This is a genomic window from Candidatus Hydrogenedentota bacterium, assembly GCA_019695095.1.
Classification (GTDB): domain Bacteria; phylum Hydrogenedentota; class Hydrogenedentia; order Hydrogenedentales; family SLHB01; genus JAIBAQ01.
Genome location: JAIBAQ010000015.1, coordinates 20,328 through 38,537, shown reverse-complemented (window position 1 = coordinate 38,537; position 18,210 = coordinate 20,328). Strand labels below are relative to the sequence as shown.

Annotated in this window: 14 protein-coding genes and 1 other RNA gene; 2 read left to right on the top strand and 13 right to left on the bottom strand. The window is 57.4% G+C overall.

Annotated features, from left to right (window positions below):
- Positions 1-8 precede the first annotated feature (8 nt).
- The 5 genes from K1Y02_04465 to K1Y02_04445 form a co-directional block, all read right to left on the bottom strand.
- Positions 9-1,007 carry an AAA family ATPase gene (locus tag K1Y02_04465; protein MBX7255596.1) on the bottom strand — a complete coding sequence of 333 codons (999 nt, stop codon included), beginning with the start codon at positions 1,005-1,007 and terminating at the stop codon, positions 9-11.
- A gap of 62 nt (positions 1,008-1,069) precedes the next feature.
- Complete coding sequence (locus K1Y02_04460) at positions 1,070-4,012, bottom strand: glutamine amidotransferase (GenBank protein ID MBX7255595.1); 2,943 nt, start codon at positions 4,010-4,012, stop codon at positions 1,070-1,072.
- Positions 4,009-4,926, bottom strand: coding sequence for a hypothetical protein (locus K1Y02_04455; GenBank protein ID MBX7255594.1), 918 nt, complete (start codon positions 4,924-4,926; stop codon positions 4,009-4,011). The genes K1Y02_04460 and K1Y02_04455 overlap by 4 nt, the downstream gene beginning before the upstream one ends.
- Before the next feature lie 54 nt (positions 4,927-4,980).
- Complete coding sequence (locus tag K1Y02_04450) at positions 4,981-6,489, bottom strand: hypothetical protein (GenBank protein MBX7255593.1); 1,509 nt, start codon at positions 6,487-6,489, stop codon at positions 4,981-4,983.
- Between the two features lie 730 nt (positions 6,490-7,219).
- The gene (locus K1Y02_04445) at positions 7,220-7,681 is read right to left on the bottom strand and encodes a PTS sugar transporter subunit IIA (GenBank protein MBX7255592.1); all 462 of its coding nucleotides are present in this window, start codon (positions 7,679-7,681) and stop codon (positions 7,220-7,222) included.
- A gap of 404 nt (positions 7,682-8,085) precedes the next feature.
- On the opposite strand from K1Y02_04445, the gene K1Y02_04440 reads away from it, so the two are divergent.
- Complete coding sequence (locus tag K1Y02_04440; GenBank protein MBX7255591.1) at positions 8,086-9,945, top strand: hypothetical protein; 1,860 nt, start codon at positions 8,086-8,088, stop codon at positions 9,943-9,945.
- Positions 9,946-10,024: 79 nt separating this feature from the next.
- Positions 10,025-11,482, top strand: coding sequence for a hypothetical protein (locus K1Y02_04435; protein ID MBX7255590.1), 1,458 nt, complete (start codon positions 10,025-10,027; stop codon positions 11,480-11,482).
- A 141-nt stretch (positions 11,483-11,623) separates the two neighbouring features.
- On the opposite strand, the gene rnpB is transcribed toward K1Y02_04435, so the two are convergent.
- The 8 genes from rnpB to K1Y02_04395 all read right to left on the bottom strand — a co-directional run bounded on the left by rnpB (position 11,624) and on the right by K1Y02_04395 (position 18,198).
- Positions 11,624-11,989: RNase P RNA component class A (gene rnpB / locus K1Y02_04430), an RNA gene on the bottom strand.
- An 88-nt stretch (positions 11,990-12,077) separates the two neighbouring features.
- Positions 12,078-12,557 (bottom strand): hypothetical protein, encoded by a 480-nt coding sequence (locus K1Y02_04425; GenBank protein MBX7255589.1) that lies wholly within the window; start codon positions 12,555-12,557, stop codon positions 12,078-12,080.
- Positions 12,554-12,829 carry a hypothetical protein gene (locus tag K1Y02_04420; GenBank protein ID MBX7255588.1) on the bottom strand — a complete coding sequence of 92 codons (276 nt, stop codon included), beginning with the start codon at positions 12,827-12,829 and terminating at the stop codon, positions 12,554-12,556. The genes K1Y02_04425 and K1Y02_04420 overlap by 4 nt, the downstream gene beginning before the upstream one ends.
- Positions 12,830-12,831: 2 nt before the next feature.
- Positions 12,832-13,503 carry an RNA polymerase sigma factor gene (locus K1Y02_04415; protein ID MBX7255587.1) on the bottom strand — a complete coding sequence of 224 codons (672 nt, stop codon included), beginning with the start codon at positions 13,501-13,503 and terminating at the stop codon, positions 12,832-12,834.
- Positions 13,504-13,583: 80 nt separating this feature from the next.
- A complete protein-coding gene (locus K1Y02_04410; GenBank protein MBX7255586.1) occupies positions 13,584-15,419 on the bottom strand; it encodes a glycosyltransferase family 39 protein in 1,836 nt (611 codons plus the stop codon).
- Positions 15,420-15,711: 292 nt separating this feature from the next.
- Entirely contained in the window at positions 15,712-16,563 is an 852-nt protein-coding gene (locus tag K1Y02_04405) for an endonuclease/exonuclease/phosphatase family protein (protein MBX7255585.1), read from the bottom strand.
- A 37-nt stretch (positions 16,564-16,600) separates the two neighbouring features.
- The gene (locus tag K1Y02_04400) at positions 16,601-17,536 is read right to left on the bottom strand and encodes a CHAD domain-containing protein (protein MBX7255584.1); all 936 of its coding nucleotides are present in this window, start codon (positions 17,534-17,536) and stop codon (positions 16,601-16,603) included.
- Positions 17,533-18,198 carry a hypothetical protein gene (locus K1Y02_04395; GenBank protein ID MBX7255583.1) on the bottom strand — a complete coding sequence of 222 codons (666 nt, stop codon included), beginning with the start codon at positions 18,196-18,198 and terminating at the stop codon, positions 17,533-17,535. The genes K1Y02_04400 and K1Y02_04395 overlap by 4 nt, the downstream gene beginning before the upstream one ends.
- Positions 18,199-18,210 lie beyond the last annotated feature (12 nt).

Here is an 18,210-nt window from a genome sequence, read left to right as displayed (position 1 = left end):
TGGATTCCTTACGCCACCTTGGCGCTTGTCTCCACTCTCGCCAGCAAATCTTCGACAATAGCGTCCGCCGTGACTGCATCGGCCTCTGCCTCGAAGTTGAGAATGATCCTGTGGCGCAGCGCGGGCAACGCAGACGCCCGGATATCATCGAAGCTGACGTTGTAGCGTCCCGATCGCAGCGCGTTGACTTTGCCGCTCAACTGCAATGCTTGCGCTCCTCGCGGACTCGAACCGAAGCGCACATACTTGTTAACCAACTCCGTGCTGAACGGACTGCGCGGCTGCGTGGCCATGACAAGTCGAACTGCGTAGTCGGTCACCTGCGGTGCAGACACGACGTCCCTGACAAATTCCTGCCACTGCTTGATGCGAACAGCATCCATCACGCGTTCGCCGTGAGGAATGTCTCTCTGCGTTGTGCGCTCAAGAATGGTCGTGAGATGTTCCTGAGACGGATATTCGACAAGCAGCTTGAAGAAGAACCGGTCAAGCTGGGCCTCCGGAAGTGTGTACGTGCCTTCCATTTCGATTGGGTTTTGTGTCGCCATCACAAAGAAGGGTTCTTCCAGCTTGTGAATTTGGCGAGCTACCGAGACCGTGTGTTCCTGCATGGCTTCAAGCAAAGCCGACTGTGTTTTTGGCGTCGCGCGGTTGATTTCGTCTGCCAGGACGATGTTCGAAAAGATGGGGCCTGGCCGGAATCGAAACTCACGTCCGCCGCCTTCCTCGTTCTCCGCGATGATGTTGGTCCCGATAATGTCGGCGGGCATCAAGTCGGGAGTGAACTGTATACGCGAGAACTGGAGGCTCAGTGCTTCGCTCAGCGTTCGAATGAGAAGTGTCTTGCCGAGTCCAGGCACACCCTCCAGAAGACAATGCCCGCCGGCGAACAGGCACGTGAGTACCCCGTCAATGACGGATTCTCCGCCGACGATTACCTTGGCAATCTCGTCGTGCAGTTTCTGGAAGTCCTGACGGAATTCTTCCGCTTCCTTATGCACATCCATGAGCCTCGCTCCTCTCGTTTTCAGGTTGCACTGTAATTCCGCATTCTCTGATTGAGTTCATGTTATCGGTCGCTATCTTGCTTGCCGCGTCGCATACGTTTATCAAGCGCGCGTTCCTTTGCCGCGAGAAGCTGCTGGGTGTATTCGCTCCGCGGTGCTTGTTTTTCGGTGTCTTCTGCAGGCATGTCTTCAAGTGCAGACGGCTGCCCTGGCGGAGGGGCAGGCATGTCCTGCAAGCTTCTCGGCAAGTCTCCCCCAACACGGCTGTACGAGAGTGTCGTGGCAGCCTTGGTCCCAGCTCCATACACTCCAGTGAGTGGCGCGCGCTTTGGCTTCGGTTTCGGCAGTAGACGCTTCACGCCGGGCAAGATGCGCAGGAACGCCAGCAGCCAACGGAACACGATGGTGAAGTCGATTACGACACGCCGCACAAACACGTCAAAGGGGAACATGCACGCCGCCACCGCAAGCAGATAGGGCCAAATGGGCGTTATGGCGGGGGTCGTCGTGAGATTGTGCTCGAAAGGATTGGAGGTGGGCTCCAGAATGCGCCCGCCTCCTACAGAGGCAGCCTGTTCCAACATTGCGATGTTGGTTGTGTTGTATTCGTACTCCTTCGAGTAGTTCATCGACAGGCCCGTCACCATCATGCCCCTGGAACCGTCCTCACGTTCATACGTTAAGTTGACCATGTAGGTACCGGAACCTTCGAGTGGAAAGGTCCCTTCATAGATCCCCGGAGCGGTCTGGATTAGCTCCAATGCGCCTCGCGTGAATTGTGGCGATGGGCCTGTCACCACGCCTTCGGGCCGCAAGAAGTTCACAAACCGTCCCTGGTCGTCCACGGCGTCAATCCGGATGTGCCCTTTGCCGTCTTTCACACGCGTATCCACGGAGAAGCTTGCGGGGCTGGTCTCGCGCAACGACCAGCGCGTCGCCTGCGACCAGAATTGGTTGAAGCCTTCCCACTTGAGCCAATCGGGCGCCCAGCGGGTCGTGACATCGGAAGTAAAAGCAACGGACTTGCCCAGGCCATAACGCCATTGCGCCAGAACAGGATCGCTGTCCTGTGAAATCATCGACACAATGGCGCTGTCCTTGGGCGTGGTTGCCACGTACCCGAGTAGAGACGGAAAGGAATTCGGATCTATCCCGCGTACAATCTCGGAGTCATACGTAACTTTGGGTACAAACGGTTTTTCCACCACGAGGCCGCGCTTTACGACCGCCGCCTCCTTGGTGAAGATCTGCGGCAACTTGCGTGGGTCGGTCACATAGTAGTAGTTGCCGCCCGTCTGATACGCCACCCAGCGCAGCATGTCTTGGTCGGATTGCCTGTGTGGGTTGATGCAAATTGTGCTCACGGAGATTTTCGCATCTTTGATCTTGTTCAGAAGGCTGGCTTGAGGCGCGGCGGGATCGCCGTCTGAAATGACAATGACGCGTTTGACGGATGCCGAGCAGTTGGCCAGCGCTTCGTAGGCCATTTCGAGAGTCGGATCGACGCTGGGCATATCTCCAATGGTCGTCGTATTCAATGCGGAGCGCATCGCGGACTTGTCGCCGACTGGTTGAAGATTGAACAGCCACGCTTCTCCTCTTTCCCAATCGTAGGCGAGCGCACCCATCAGATCTTGCGACGACAATACGTCCAGCGCCGAGAGCGCGATGGCTCGCGCCCATGCATTGCCATCCTGAAATTCGCACGTGTGCAGTACGCAGACCAGCGCTCCCTGCGGTAACACCTTGCGCTGCGTGAGATCCATGTTTACTGGGAGCGCTCGCTCCACAGGCGTTTGGTGGTATCCGCCTGCGCCAAACGAGTTCGGACCGCCTATCATGACGAGTCCAATCCCCAAGTCGCGAACCATGGCTTCGAGCGCATTGAGCTGATCGGTGCTTAGGTCCGTCGCGCTTACGTCGGCCAATACAACCGAGTCATAGTTCTGGAATTGCGCGAGGGAAGTTGGCAGATCTCCCAGTTTGGCCTGGGTGACACGAACGCCTTCTGACTGAAGCGCCGGCAGCAAACGCTGGCTGTGCTCCCAATCCGCGTCCACGTACAGCACGTTGGGTTCGCCGTAGACAACCGTGAACGAACGGCCCTCGTTATTCGCATACGTGGTGTCCGACTCCGATTCCACGACGGCTTCATATTCGTAGAAACCGGAATTGCTCAGTTCGAGCGGCAACAGAAAGGCATTGTCTCCTTTCTGCAGGGTGACCGGAGCCGTCTGCATCAACTGACGCCCTTCACGGCCTCGTTGGTACAAACGCAAGGTGGCCTGACTATCCTGGTCGGCCTCCACTACAACGCGGAGCTTAAACGGTTCATCCGCGTTGACGCGGTTTGGCGACGCAACTTCCCGCATCCGCACTTCCGGTTGCTGACCAAGCACGATGGGAAGCACGTCGACTCCCACGCCCGCCGCCTGTGCCAGCTTCGCTTCCTCAAGCAGTGAACCATACGTTTCGTTGCCATCGCTCATGATCACAATGCGGCGCATGCATCCCTGCGGAAATGCCGCCATCGCGAGCCGAATCGCGGCGGCGATATCCGTCTGCTCGCCGCCGACGTATGACTGCACCGTGTCGAGTTCCAGCGTGGGACCCATGCTCAGCTCGATACTCGGGTTCTCGCCGAAGGCCACGATTCCCGCTTCGTCCTTCGAAGTCATGTTGGCCTGAGTCATCGTTTTCACAGTCTGTTCCGCGGCGAGACGTGTGGCCTCCGGAATACTGTATGAACGGTCAAGCAGGAAGAACACGGCCAATTTGTCGTTTATCTTGACCAGTTCCGCTCCGGCAAGCGCAAATATCATGCAGAGCAAGACAATGACGCGTATTGTGATTGCCGTCCACTTGCGGGTTGCGGACAAGGAACGAAGCTTCGAGCCTAGCCCGATAGTCCAAGGAACCAGGATCAAAAAGGCCAATCCGAGCGGAAACGTAAAGCGAATGTACTTCAAGTCGAGCGTGCCGAGGAGGTCGATGATTCGGCTCATGCGACATCCTCCCACAAGAGACGTTGGATGCGGTCGTTGTCCGTATCGGCAATAAACACATAACCGTTGGGGGAAACGGCAACCCCGCGCGGCGCGGCGAATAGCCCCGGTTCGCGTCCGGGCCCGCCGACGCACGAGCGAAACGTTCCGTCAAGGCCAAAGATGGAAAGCCTATTGTTTCCATACTCGCAAACAATCAGAGAGTCCCCGGGCGCCAAGGCAAGGTCGTGTGGGAACTTCAAGCGCCCCGGTTCGTCGCCTGCTTCGCTTATGGTATGGAGGTGCTTGCCGTCGGGGGAGAAGCATTGAACGCGGTGATTTGCCGTATCGCATACATACACGGTGTCTTTTGCAAACGTAATGGCCATGGGCCGCGAGAACTCGCCCGGGTTCTCTCCGTGTTTTCCCCATTGACGCAGGAAGTTTCCTTTGCCATCGAATATATGCACACGTTCCGCGCCCGTGCCATATTCGGAGAGGTAAAGCGTTCCGTCGGGGGCTTCCACGATGTCAGTGGGGTAGACGAACTCGCCGTTGCCCGTTCCGCTGGAACCCCACTGGCGCTGCAGCGTTCCCTCAGGCGAGTATTCCATGATGCGGCTGTAATGCGTGTCCGGGATTATCACTCGCCCGTCAGCGGCAAGTGTGATGCTGGTCGGCGTGCCATTCTCGGCGGATGGCATGGACCACTTACGCTTGAAGATCCCCTCGTGATCGAAGACCTGAATCCTTCCGGTCGTGTCCGCCACATACAACTCGGTGCTGGTCGCCATCAAAGCACGAGGCCGTTGGAATGTGCCTTCGCGTTTGCCGGAATGCCCCCACGTATGTACGCGGGTCTTCGGCACTCCTCCTTTGGCACAACCCAACACGGCTGTAAGCAGGGTAGACACAAGAAACGTTCGGCGAGTCACGCGGATCGGTTTCCTCCGGCTCGGCGTCTTCGTCATTGAATAAATAATGGCTTCTTACTGCTGTGTGGTTGCCGAATCCGGTTCGAGCGACCCGAAATACTGGCGTACGTACTCGCGCGCCCCGACAGGGATCTCTTCTTTCGTCAGGGCTTGTTCCGACTGTTGCTGTACCTGAATCAGCGCCTCGGACGTAAAGCTCCGCTCCGCATCTCCCTCTTTCTGGGGAGCGGCCCGCTGCATCAAATCGGCGAGAATCTTTCCCTTGGTCATGTCGCCGGACAACATGCTGGGATCGTACTGAGCGTCGACGTCGGGTAGCTCACCGATCGTATTGCCCTGACCCTGACCGGGACCGCGCATCCCCAACCCCTGCTTTCCGCACTGGCCGCATCCCTTGCCGTTGCAGTAGGCACAGAACTTTTCGAAATCGCCTTCGCACATTTTGGCGCGACAGTCCGCGAACTTGCCCATGCACGCCTGGAGCTTCTTCATTTGTTCGGAAAGCGCTTTAAGGTCTTCCAAAGACAGCTCCAACTTCTCAAGATTCTTGAGAGCATCCTGCATGTCCTTCATGCTCAGCCCGCTTGAAATGTTGGCCAGCGCTTTGCCCAACTCCGAGTTTTCTCCCCCGACCAGTTTGGACAGCTCCTTGAGCTCTTCGGCGAGCTTCTCCTGGTCGGCGGGGGCCATCTCGCCAGCCTGAAGCTTCTGCAGCATTTTCTGGGCTTCTTCCGCAGCCTTGTCGAAATTGCCCTTCTGTATGTTCTGAGCCAGTTCTTTGGTCAAATCCAGGCGGGAGGTATCGCCTTTCATCTTTGGAATCTTAGATTCCGTGCCTAGCTTTTCCTGGCGCTCGGCCAACTCCGTCATGACGTTGCTCAGCTTAGCCGTGGCCTGCTTCTGAGAAAGCTCGCCTCCCTCTAGTTTCTCCGCGATTCGCTCGACTTCCTCTGCCAGCTCCTGCAATTGTTCGTCATTCTGAGCGGCGGCTTCTTTCACGGGTTGCGCCGCCAACCGAAGCCGTTCAGCATGCTCTTTCATGGCAAGCTCATGCTGTTTTGCCTCTGCTTCGCGGGCGCGTTGACCAAGGAGATCGAATTCAGGCAGTAACACGTAGCCCAGGGCGAAGACCAGAATAGGAACCGTCAGGTAGCGGAAGCGCCGCGGCATGCCTACCGGGAAATCGCGATGGAGAATGATTTTGCCCAGATGCGCGCGGGCGTCTTCGTGAACTGCGTCCACCATCGGTGTGTGGACTTCGGCCAGTTCGAGCGAGCTCGTAAGCCGCTCCTGCAGGCCAAGTCTCTCGTCTGCCAGGATGGCTGCCTGCAACAGGCTTGGGCGCTTGACGTAGGTGTAGACGACGGCCCAAAGCACACCCAGAGCCGTCAGACTACCGCCAACGGGAAGCGAGTCGCCCAGCATAGGAAATAGTTTCGTGACGGTCATCCAAATGCATGCGAGCGAGAAGGCGATGAGCAGAGCCGTGCTCGTCGAGCTTAGCCACAGGCGAACAGTCAGTCTGAACCGCAGCGAGCGAAGGACAGCGGTCAACGAATCCATCTCAGTCCCTCCATCCGATGACCTTCAGTATACGATGCTGCGCATGGCGTAACAATTCCCTACTGATCGCTATGGCACTGGCACATATGAGTTATGCGCTGGAGTCGGGCGGTACAAGGTTATCTGGTTGCGGCACGATGTGCTTTTGTCGCCCGTCCAAGTAGTTCTCTGTGCATAAATGACCGAAAGCCCAATGTGCGATCAGTTGCGCTGGTTCAGTCTGCTCGACGTAGATTCGGGATTCCTGTTGGATGGGGTGGAGAAGTGACGGAGAGGATTCGTAAAACTGACAAACGGACGATAGGTGACAAAGGAAGTGACAGAGGGGTGGCAAGAAGAAGGAGTAGTTTGTTAAAGGTATGTGGCCTGAATGAGGGCATATGTCACAAATTGAACCATATTGGAACTTTGTTTTAATGGACTTGGTTGACAAATTGGATTTCATCAGAAATAAACAGTTAGCAGCGCGGGCATACTATTGCCGGCGTCGCGTCTTCCCATATTTGACTGTCTGCCAGCGCTGTAGAAGAATTGACAGTTTGACGAACGGCATGCTTGTGAAAGACCGGATGACTTGCCTGTCGAACTGAGAGTCATTCCGCGCTTCGCTGTCGAGTGAACGATGAGTCGCACTTTGAGGCAAGTGCTTTATCGACAATCATTTGCGCTTGATGACGATTCTGCTCTGCCTCAGTGAGCCTGAGAGAATCCCGGCCGGGACTGCGAGTGGCTAGTGGCTCTTATCGGTATTGAGCAGGGCAACCACTTCTTCCGGGGTTTTGCAGGTTGCAAGCTGCTGACGGAAACCTTCCTGCTTCATGGCGGTCATCACTTGAGCGAGCAGGGTAAGGTATTCCTTTTGGGAACCCGACGGCATTGCGAACAAAACAATGATATTCACCGGGTTATTGTCGAGGGTATTGAAGTCGATGCCGCTGTGAGAAATGCCCACACCGACTGTGGCCCGGCGAATCGCGTCGATTCGTACGTGGGGGATGGCCACACCGGAGCCGATGCCCGTGCTCATAACGGATTCGCGTTCGTGAACCGCGCGGCGGAATTCATCCAGGTCGGAAACGACGCCAGAGGAAGCGATCGCATCCACCACGGAGTCCAAGGCTTCGTGCTTGGAGATCTGATCCGGGTAGATGCAGACGGCTGAAGGTTCGATTACCAGTCCAAAAACGCTCATAGTACACCCAAAGTTCAAAGTGGAAACGCCTGTGCGGGGCATTGTCATCCCGATTGTTCGCCTTGAGCCACGTCGTCACGCTCAAAAGACGAAAAGAAGCCCCTTCCCCGGACGCTTGCTCCCGATTCTGTTGGAAACCCGATCCGTGAGATCTTACACCTCTTGTATAGGACCGGTCAATCAGATGAATGATGGAGGTATATGACTGAGGAGCGCGGTTGGTTAAAGGTCGCCATGGAAAGTTGGACGTGCCGGACCATCATGGCCACGCAGGGAAGGCCGGAGCCGCGGATTGGGTATGCCGGAGACTTTAGCGTGTGGAATTTGGCGAAGACCAAGGGCAATGATAGTAAAAAGGATGCGGGTCCTGGACGTGAGGTGGGCGAATGGAGGGGCGAGTACCGATGAAGCACATAGTGGTGTTTTTGTTCTTTGCCGGGTGCGTCGCAGCGCAAGTGGTCGATAAGGAGCAGACTTCTGTCAACGGCGATTGGACGATCCGGGTCTCTCCCGAGGGGCGAATTGACAGTATGCGAAACAGTAAGGGGATCGACCTCGCCCATATAGCCTCCGATGCTCTTACGCTGCGGCTTTACGATGGCGACGAGGTGAAGGAATCCTATTCGCTGTATTCTCCGATATCCGCAAAGCTCGTCGATTCCGGTGTCGAACTTGAATACGACTTGTCCAGCGAATGTTCTCTGCGAATTCGGCGCCTGATGGTGCCCGAGACCATATTGGGATGGCCGGTCTTGCGGCAGACGGTAACACTGTATCCCTCGGAACCCCCGTTTACAGGTGCTTTGGATTTGACCTTTCCGCTTTGCTCATCGCGTGGGGGAAAGCCTCACATCTTTATCCCGCGGCAAGATGGCGTTGGCATGGACATTCCCTTTTCCAATCACCTGCGCGCCTCGTGGCCCCTTACGGCAAAGCCGTTCCGCGACGGTGACGCCGGCGAATCGCTCGCGATACCAATGTTGAGTGTTGCGAACAAAGATAATTCGGACCGCGTTACCTTCGTGGCCGATCCATATTGGTCGGCGGGCTTCCACATAGGAATAGAGCACCTCGCCTTCAGTTCCGGTTATCTCATTACTAGCGACCTTCCTTTCCATGAGCTTACGCGGACGTTTTGGACCGTGATTCATTCGGGCGAACCGGCAGAGGCGATGAAGGCGTGGTATGCGACGGCGCTGGCGGACGTGCCTGCGGGCCCGGATTGGCTACACGACATTGCGTGGCAGCATTACGACTACCTGAGTCACGGGGGACAAGGCTGGTTCGAGGACCTCGATGCGGTTGACAAGTACGTTGCGCGTGAAGACAGAGGCAAGGTCATCTTTGCGTTGCACGGTTGGTATGACGTGTTGGGAAGGTATACCTACGATGCGGAGAAGGGCAAGCTCGACGATAGCTGGACAGCGTTTCCGAATGCAGCCGCCGTAAAGGACCGTTTCCCGACCTCGGAAGCGTTACCGATGTCGAAGGCGGAAATGCATCGGCGCATCAAGTACGCAAAGGATCGCGGCGTGCGTGTTGCCATCTATTTCGCGGATGGATTGACGGCATGCGACGCCGCGGGACGTTTCAGCGAAGACAGGTTGCTGTCGTGGGGCGGGTGGAATGGCCCTGACACGGTCGGAAAGGCTTATTCACAGGATCCGTCGAATCGGGATGTGTATTCCTGGTATCTCGACTACATGAAAGCGTTGCTTGAGGAGTACGGAAACGAAGTCGATGCGTTCGTGTGGGATGAGACGTTCATGGTGCGCAACGGGGCCGTGGCGTCTGAGAAGGCGGAAACCAAGCAGTACATCGCACCCACATTCATGCGCCTTGTGCGTGATTTGACGCAGATGACGACTACGTACAACAGCAAACTGGCCTTTCTGACGAGTGATTGCATCGGTGGTACTTCGGATGACAAGACACGTTGGCTTGACGTGCCTCCCTACGCGATCGCCGCGCACGGCACGTATCAGGATAGCCATAGCAGACCCTCTGTGTGGCCGTATGGCATCTTCCCGAATTACCGCAATGTGCTGTGGTCGTGCAATTGGAGTGCGGTGAAGAACTTCGAATGGACGAAGTTCGGGGTGGAGCATTACGATACACCGGTCGCTACAAGCAACGGCTGGCTTGACGACAAAGGCATAGCGCGGCTGTCAGACGAAGAGCGTCAACAGGTGCTCGATTTATTCACTGCACGAAAGACTCGTCAGCAACATCTGAAGTGGCTCGATAGCCCCGCGCAGCACTAGCATCTTTATCCATCACGTGCCAATGGCTTCGCGCGCGTGCTAGGATTCGCGCGGAATTCGAACCAACGAGGAACTCCCTATGCATTCGGGTGTGCGATTGTCTGTGATTGGGGCTATATGCGTTTCGTTGGCATGCTCTGCCTTTGCCGCGGAGGGGGAAGAAAATGAAAAGCACTTCACGGCGGGTGCGGCGACAACAAACATCACGCCGCCTTTAGGCGTGGATTTGGCGGGACAACTTCACAACCGCATCGCGACGTACGTGCATGACGAATTGCACGCACGTTGTCTGGTGCTGAGTGATGGAACAATCCAGATTGCCATTGTCATCGTCGATTCGTGCAAGATGCCCGCAAGCATTGTTGACCCCGCGAAGAAGCGCATCGAAGAGACAGTCGGAATTCCCGGCGCCCAAGTCCTGATCGCAGCGACGCACACGCACACGGGGCCGTGCACAATCGAGGGACGGCAGTCGAAACCGGATCCCGAATACGTACGATTTCAAACTTCGCGAATCGTCGACGCGGTGCGCATTGCCGTGGAGAACATGGTACCTGCGGAGATTGCCTGGGGGACGGGGACGGTCGCGGACGAAGTCTTCAACCGGCGTTGGCGGATGAAGCCGGGTACGATTCCCCCCGACCCGTTTGGAGGAACGACGGATCTGGTGAAGACCAATCCAAGCGTTGCCGATCCGAATTTGATGGAACCGGCTGGGCCTACGGACCCGGAGGTTGCGTTTGTCGCTGTGCGGAAGCCGGGTGGATCTCCGATCGCGCTGCTCGCGAATTATTCGTTGCATTATGTGGGTGAAGAGGGAGAGGAGACGCACGTTTCCGCGGACTACTTTGGATATTTCGCGCGGAGTATTGAGACTCTGTTGAAAGCGGAGCGGCAAGACCCTCCGTTTGTGGGCATCTTGTCGAATGGGACAAGCGGCGACATCAACAACATAGACAGGACCAAGGAGAAACCCGAGCAAGAGCCGTATACGCGGATGCAGCAGGTGGGCGACAAGCTGGCCAAGGAAGTGTACCGGGTGTATCGGGGACTTCAGTGGAAACCGTGGGTGTCGTTGAATGCGGCCCTGGAAACGTTGGACGTCGCGGTTAGGCTGCCATCATTGGAAGAGGTGGAAGATGCCAAAGCAAGGCTCGCGAAGGCACCAGCAGAAGGGTTGACCGATATCGCGGATATGTATGCGCTGGATACGGTGCGGCTGGCGAATTACCCGGCGGCGGCGCGGGTGGTGCTGCAAGCGTTGCGGATTGGAGACGTAGGCATTGCGGCCATTCCGTGCGAGGTGTTTTGCGAGACAGGACTGGCGCTGAAAAGTGAAAGCGTCTTGAAGCCCACGTTTACCATCGAGTTGGCGAATGGCTACGGCGGCTATTTGCCAACTCGGGAACAGCATGAACTGGGCGGGTATGAAACGTGGCGGTGTTCGGCGAGCTTTCTTGCCGTGGACGCCGAGGAACAGATACGAGCGGCGGCATTGAGGTTGTTAGCCAAGGTGGCGGAAACCGAAGGGAATTAGGAGTCCTATGGGACCCATAGGTCCCATGAGCCGACTGAACCAACCGAACCAAGTGGGAAACGACAACCTGGGATAGTCGGTAAGCATGTAGAGAGAAAAAGCCGCCGCGGCAAACCCATTGGTTCACCGCGGCGCCGGAATCGTGTGAGCGGGCCTGTAAGCCGAGTCCTGTCTAGGACGCCGAAGCGTCCCGAGGCGGCCATTCCTCTAGGACGTACGTCACCGCACGCCTCAAGCTTCCTACCCGGGAGCAGAGCGGGCCACTCCATCGCTCCCCTATTTGGAATTGCTCCAGGTGGGGTTTAGCCAGCCGGACTGTTGCCAATCCGCTGGTGCGCTCTTACCGCACCTTTTCACCCTTGCCGGTCTCAAAGGGACGTAGGCGGTGTAGTTTCTGTGCCACTTTCCGTCGGGTTGCCCCGCCTTCGCGTTACGAAGCACCTTGCCCTGTGGAGCTCGGACTTTCCTCGACGCACCGAAGCGCGCCGCGACCGCCCGGCCTGCTCACATGCGATTAGTATAGCGCAAATACGGGAGGCGAAGACGAGAGGCTCTACGACGAGAAGCGGAAACAGGTCTTAAGAGATTGCGCGTATCAAGGCGATTGGGGAGTTCGGAGTTGGGCAATACGTTCGAGCCGGGCCATACGCTCTTGCCACTCTTGTTGCTGCTCCGGCGTGAGAACCTCCGCAATTTGCTGCTTGGTGAGGGCGAACTCTTGGGCGATCCTGGGCAGGTTATCGCGGTAAATGGCGCCGAATGCCTTTGTGCGTTCCGCAAGGATCTTCTCAACCTGCTGGGTCTGGTCATCGGTAAGATCCAGTTGGCGCCGGAGACGGTTGGCGGCACGAGACGCGTTCGATTCGGGATGCTGGACCGCGTCGACGATGCGCTTGCCTATGATCGCGGTGGTGCCGGCTGCACCGATGACAATGCCGCAAATCAACACCACGAACGCCAAGAGCAGTGTGGGCCAGTGGAAGAAGCGCGGGCGACGCACAGTAGTCTTGTGCACAGGCGGCGCTATCGTGTCGGGAGACGCCTCGGCGGATTCGGTGACGGTCGGCTCGTTCATAGGACACCTCCAGTGACGGCATAAAGCAGGTCTATCCACGGGTCCGAGGCAACGGAATCCAGGTAAAACACCAGATACGCCGCGGGCGCGGCAATGGCCGCCGAAAAGGAGGCAGCCAACGCAAAGGAGCGCATCGCGAGAATCGGCAATACCGATGGGGCGGAACGGTTTTCCGCAAGTGTCGCGATAACGTGACCCGCAACGGACACAGACGGTGCGACGTCCTGTTTGGCGCGTTGGGCCAGTCTTTCCAGGTCATTGAGAGACGGCATGACTACGACTCAGCCTCCAATTCGGACATGATGCGCTGCAATTTCGCGCGAGCCCGCCAGACTTGTACCTTCACCATGGATCGTGTCCATCCTAGCAAGTCGGCCGTTTCCTCCACGGTCTTATCTTCCAGATAGCGCAGCGTAAGTACCAGCCGGTCGCGGGGTGGAAGCAAGGCCAACGTGCGATGGATAAGTTCCGCAGCCTCACCGGGGGACGTATCGTTGGAGTCCGGCGTTCGCCGCCACTCCTCCGAGACACGGCGCTCCAGATCGGTGTCGCGGCGCGCTTTTCTCCAATATCGGTACCCGACGCGCAACGCGACGCGAGACAACCAATGCGCGAAGGGAGCCTCCGCGCGGTAGGTGTGCAGGCTCAGATACGCTTGAACGAATACGTCGTGGACGAGTTCCGCGTGGAGATTCCGGTCGCGAGTGAACCGCCACATAATCGAGGCCACGTGATTCTGGTTGCGTTCGATTATTCGCCGTAGGGCCGATTCGTCGCCACCCTTACACGCGGCCACGTCGGCGCGGTCGGCGTCAATCGATACGCTGCCAGGAGAACAGGATTCCGCGGAATGCATGGCAGACAGCTTGACTGGATTCGGCTCGCGAAGCAACCCCGCGCCGCCGGTGAATATCGCGTGGGTCCAACTCAGGGCGATGGAACTCATGTTTCGACCTCGTGACTCTGTTACGCCTCATTGTGGGCGCAAACGGGGGAGAGGTTACACGCGGAGGCACGAACGGAGCGTCATCGTAAACCCTTGTCAGATTGTTCTTTAGGCAGTTCTGGGAGATCCGTGTTCCCAACGATGAGCATGTCGTTTTTGTATTTCGACTCAACCAGGGTCCGGAGTCCCTCGATCGGTCCGCTCTGAAGGACGGTGAAGTTCAAATCGCGCTTCCGGACCGCATAGAAGAATGGCTTGTCGGAAGCGAGTTTCGCACGGATGGCCGCAGGATCAATGTTTAACGGAATTGGGGTGCGCGCGTAGAAGGCGAAGGCGGGGTAGACCTTTGCCGCCTCAATATCGTACCCGCCGCGCCGGATTTCGCCGGCCAGGGTGGCGATTTCCTTCGGGGAACGCTTGCCGGTGTTTTTGTAGCTGAGAAACGTGAAATTTATGCCAACCGCACACAGGGCCAATATATACGCACAAATGACGCGACGGACCGCTACGCCTCGCAAGACAAAAGGTATCACAGCAGCAATTACCGCGAGTATCCATATGGTTACGAGCAGTTGAGACTCGGGAATTGCCAAGTTTAAGCGTATCTCCTGCATCTGCGTTGTGAAAGCTATCGCGGCACCAATCGCCGCCACAGGTGCGAAGTAGGTCCATGCTCTGATCCAGAACATGGTCCATGCTTGGCCGAAGCTTAGGCTCAGGTTTTTCGGAAGAATGGTGAGGTGCACCCCGAGGGCAAAGACGATGAACGGTACGCAGGGCAAGACGTATTCGTATTCTTTGCCCGCGATGAGCGAGAAGACAAGCACGCTGAGCATGCCCATGAGCACGGAGAAGCGGTACATAGTCGTTCCAGAGTTCCAGCGATTGGGGGACAGATGTAGCGGGAGCAGGAGCCCCCATGGCGCGAGCATGACCGGCAAGGCGACGAAGTAGTACCAAGGCGGGCCACTATTGATACTACTCGCGGTATACGTGCGCTCCACCACTTGATTGTTCAGCATGGCGCTGATGTAGTCCCAGCCCTTGGTCTGAAGCACGGCGATGCCCCACGGCGCGGCAAGTGCAATGCCAACAAGCATGATGCCGAGCCAGCAGGCGAGAACGCGCAGGCGGAGCCGTGGCGCGCCGTACCACGCGTGATGACTGCACGCGAGCAATACGATGGCCAAGGCGACTGGCGTTCCGAGGGGCCTTGACAGCGACGGTATCGCGGCTGCGGCGCATTTGAGAAGGACTTCGAGCACGAACGCTCCCGCACACCACTTGATGCAGGAGATCAGGCGCCGGTTCGGTTTGTCTCCGTTCACGATGAGCGTTGCGGCAGCGGCAGCCCACAGAAACAGGAACGCGGCGGGACCTTTCAACATGATCGCCGCACCGAATGCAACGCCTCCTGCCAGGGTTATAAACGCGGCGCGGCCTGCACGCTCGGCGCGAGCGGCCCTCCACAGCGCAACGATGCTGAGGAAAACACCGAGTGTCAGCGGGATATCGAGTTCGGCCCATCGCATGCGGTCGAGCGCGTAGGGAGCGACCGCCATGATCAGAGCGCCCCAACGCGCCTGCAATTCACCACCCTCACGGCGGAGCAGGAAGTACACGCAGAGGACAAGCGCGATGCCGCATGCCGCCGTCGGTATGCGCGCGGTGAGCGGAGAGATGACCCCCGTGGTCTTGTAGACGAACGCAATCGCCCAGTAGAGGAGCGGCGGCTTGACCAGATAATCGACGCCGTTGATCGTCGGGATGAGCATGTTGTGGTCGCGCAGCATCTCCATGGGTGGAGTCGCCCGCTGGCCTTCGTTGTCCGTAACCACGTCCATGTGGCCAAGGTGCAGCCCCACCGAGAAGCAGGCCGCAAGAATCAGCAAAATGAAGAATCGTTTCGAATTCATGTTACTCTCTGAAATACTCTGTGTCCGTTTCACGAATAACCCCGTGTTCCCCGAGGCTTGAAGTCCTTAATGGCTGATTGTTCTTCTTTTCGTGTAATTCTTTTGATTCGTGGTCAGATTCTAATCACGCTGTGGCGTGGTCTCCTGACCGCGCCACTCTTGCGACCGAAGGCTCCACCGCACCCGTGCTCCCCGTGGTGTGAGCTTATTCGAGCTTAATTCTTCCTCGCATGGGTGTTCATCGGTGTCTATCGGTGGTTGATTTGCTTGGTTCGCGCCCCTTTGCACGGTGTCAGTCCGTGATAGTCAGTGCTGCTCGAACTGGAAAATGGTCCGAGGGATAGCGGCCGTCTTTGTTGTAGGTGATTGTTTCGCATTCGTCGGCTCGAACAGGGCCACGCAACATGATCCAGTCGATGCGAGAATCCTCGCCTTCTTTGGGGGGGCCGAAACTCCCAAAGGTAATGGTCGGGCCGGAATGCTTCGCTGCCACCAACCATGCATCGGCAAGTCCGCCTTCCGTGAGTGTGGTCCACGCGACCGATTTTCCCGCCGCGGAATTGTAGTCGCCGGTGACGATGACAGGGGTGTTTTCGGGAAGCTGCTTGATACGTTCAAGCAGCACGCGGGCGGCTCCTTGCCGGGCTGGTTCGCTCTTGTGGTCGAAGTGCGTGTTGAAATGCACGAAGAAGCGCTTGCTCGCGTGGTGGTAGAAGCGCGCCCAGGTAACCATGCGAGTGCATGACGAATTCCACGAAAGGGAGCCTGGAACTTCGGGAGTCTCCGACAGCCAAAAATTGCCGACGTCTAGTGGACTCACGACATCCTTCTTATAGAGAACGGCCATTCGCTCGCCGTTGCCGTCCGCCTCGCGTCCTACACCAAACCAACGGTATTCGGGAAGCTTATCGACGATATAGTCCGCCTGAAAATCGAGGCACTCCTGCGTGCCAATGATATCCGGGTTGGCTTGCCGAATGGTGTCGACGAGAATGTCCTTGCGCTTCTCCCAAGCGTTTTCACCGTCCTTGGCCGTGCCGTATCGCACGTTAAAGGACAAGACGGTAAGCTTGACTTCCTCGGCGGCCGCAGTGGCTATGCCAATACTGAGGACAAGCACGAGTGTGATGACTGTGAGACGCATAGTGTGGCTCCGGATAGGTTTGCTCGTGGGAATTGTGTCAGCCGGACGTACCTTGGCTCAAGGCCGGCGTACAACACGACTCTTTGGGCGACGCGAACAACTCCGACGCGCGCTCGCAACCTGCTTCAGAGAAGAAGTCGAGCGCGGTGGTGGAGAACGCTTGAAAGTAGGAATTCACTTCGGCGTTGAGCGACGCGACCAACTCCTCGCGGCCAGCAAGGATCTCCTCGGTGTCGCAGCCAGGTGCCGCGGCGACATAGTCTCGAAGGACGCGAATATCGTTCCAGTCGCCCAAGACTTCCTGAGATGCCTTCAAATCCTCGATGAAATGCGTCATGCGCGCGCCGTAGAGCTTGCCCAAGATTTCGCAATGATAACGCAGTTTCTTGAACGCGATGCGGACTTGGTGCAGGGATTCCTCGTTGGGTTCGAGCTGCCACGCGCTGAAGCGTCGCAGCAGTTCACCGAACTCTTCGCGAAGGGTCTTTTCCGCGTCTACGATATAGCAGGTGTGCGCGGGTTTGGAACGTTCAAGCATCGCTTTGCAGAGCTCCGCGAAACCTGAAGCGGAGACGACCTCGACCGCGTGGTCGACTTGCGGGCACTCCGCACTGCGCAGACCGCGCAGGTATCGAAGGACTTCGCCCGCGGCGGCACGCGATGGGCCGTGCAGCCGGTTGCGCCGCTTGGTGAGTGCAGCGATGGAGACATCCAGTTCGCGGGCCTTGCCGAGACTGCGCGTAACGTCCCGGATAGCGGCCTGAAACTCTTTGCGCTTTTTCTTCTTGAAGAGGTGAGTGTGCGCGGCAAGCGCGGCACGAAGGCGGCGCGATGCCACGCGCAAGTCATGGACACCTTCAACGTCGTGAGAAGCAGCCGCTTTCGCATGCTTGCGCAGTTCGGACGTGTAATTTGTGAGGAGCCTCGAAGCAGCGTCGTGGGCGAGTGAACACGTTTTGTTTTTGTGACTCATTGCAGCCGGCCATTCCAACCTTCGGGCGAGCCGTAGGCGTGAACAATGCGCACATGCGGCGAGCGTGATATCCCGCCGGGATTCAATCCGGGTTGACCTTCAGGGACAGATGCTTTGAGGCCCGCATAATAGTCTTTCCACGCAGGAAAAGTCTCGCCCGAAACGGGGTCTTTGAACGTCATGGGTGCTAGATCGAAAACGGGCTGTCCGCCATTGGCCTCAAGAAATGCCTCATAGACCAGTTCCGAGCAATAGAACGTTTCCGTGTCCATTACGTAGACGTTGTCGTATGGCCGGCCGAGATAGGTGCGCGCTGCGGCGATAGCGTCAGGTATGAGTCTCGCTGTTTCGCTATCCAGTCTACCGACGAGCACTTTGGATTCGCCGGATTTGACGGCACTTCTTCTGAGAAACGAGCGCAGAGGTGTCTCGACTACTCCCTTGCCCACGGCTTCGATGACCCATACGCGGCGGCCTTCTATGCGACTGACCATGCCAACGTGCGAGAAATGCGCGCCGTCCACTCCCTGCGTTACGGTTTCGATCGCGTCACACAGCGGCCCGCAATCGAGATCCTGAAAAAGCAGATCGCCGAGCTGCGGCTGGAATTCCGTGCCCGGCGTGTTATGCATTGATGCGCAGCCTAGCCCCGCGAGGAGCATGAAGACTGTTAA